The organism is Phytoactinopolyspora endophytica (assembly GCF_004138495.1).
GTDB lineage: Bacteria > Actinomycetota > Actinomycetes > Jiangellales > Jiangellaceae > Phytoactinopolyspora > Phytoactinopolyspora endophytica.
Genome location: NZ_ML142853.1, coordinates 438,767 through 439,776 on the forward strand (window position 1 = coordinate 438,767; position 1,010 = coordinate 439,776).

The following is a 1,010-nucleotide window of genomic DNA, read 5'->3' on the forward strand; positions in this document are numbered from 1 at the left end:
TGCCGGAACCCGCTAGCGGAGCCTGGACTGCTGGGCATCACCGCCGGCGCCGGGATCGGGGCAGTCGCACTGCTGACGTTCGTTCCATCGGCCGGTGTGCTGGCGTTGTCGTCGGTGGCCGGCGGCGCCGCCGTGCTGACCTTCGGGCTCGTCTATGCGCTGTCCTGGCGGGCCGGGCTGAACTCAGACCGGCTCGTGCTGATCGGCATCGGAGTCTGGTTCGGCGGCATGGCGGCGATCACGTTCATGATCGTGCTCACCGACCCGTGGAACGTGGCGAAAGCGCTGACCTGGCTGTCGGGGTCCACCTACGGCCGGACCATGCCGCAAGTCATGCCGATCGTGGTGGCCTTGCTCGTGCTGACGCCGCTCATCGTACTGGCGCGACGAGAGCTCGACCTGCTCTCCCTCGACGACGACACCCCACGGGTCCTCGGCGTCCGTCTCGAGGCCACCCGGCTGGTCGCACTGGGCGGCGCCGCCTTGCTCGCGTCCACGGCAGTCTCCGCCGTCGGCGTGATCGGGTTCGTCGGTCTGGTCGCACCGCATGCCGCCCGGGCGCTCGTCGGCGCCAAACACGCGCGGGTCATCCCGGTCGCCATTCTGCTCGGAGCCACGCTGGTCAGCCTCGCCGACACGATCGGCCGCACCGTCATCGCACCGGCACAGGTGCCCGCCGGACTGCTGACCGCCCTGATCGGCACGCCTTACTTCGCTTGGCTGCTCTGGCGTTCCCGCGCCTGACTGTTCCCATGATCATCAACGGATAGACCGGCCATGGTCCGGCTACCCGTTGATGATCATGGGAGCTAGGTAGGCAGGAGGTCGCGGACGACGGCGTCGGCGAGGAGACGGCCACGCCGGGTCAGCACGACACGTCCCCTTTCCAGGGCATCCAGCTCAGCGAGCCCGTCGTCGACGGCCTGCTGGGCCGCTTTGCGGCCGTCCTCGTCGAGGACGCCGACGTCGAGCCCTTCGGCCAGACGCACCTCCAGGAGCACGCGCTCTAC

Annotated in this window: 1 protein-coding gene and 1 pseudogene; one reads left to right on the plus strand and one right to left on the minus strand. The window is 69.4% G+C overall.

Going from position 1 to position 1,010, the window contains the following annotated elements:
- The coding region (locus ELR45_RS12800) for an iron chelate uptake ABC transporter family permease subunit (RefSeq protein WP_165367726.1) at positions 1-744 on the plus strand (744 nt) is incomplete at its 5' end.
- 65 nt (positions 745-809) lie between these two features.
- Here ELR45_RS12800 and ELR45_RS37705 read toward each other — a convergent pair.
- Positions 810-1,010: pseudogene (locus ELR45_RS37705) on the minus strand (radical SAM family heme chaperone HemW); the annotation flags it as partial.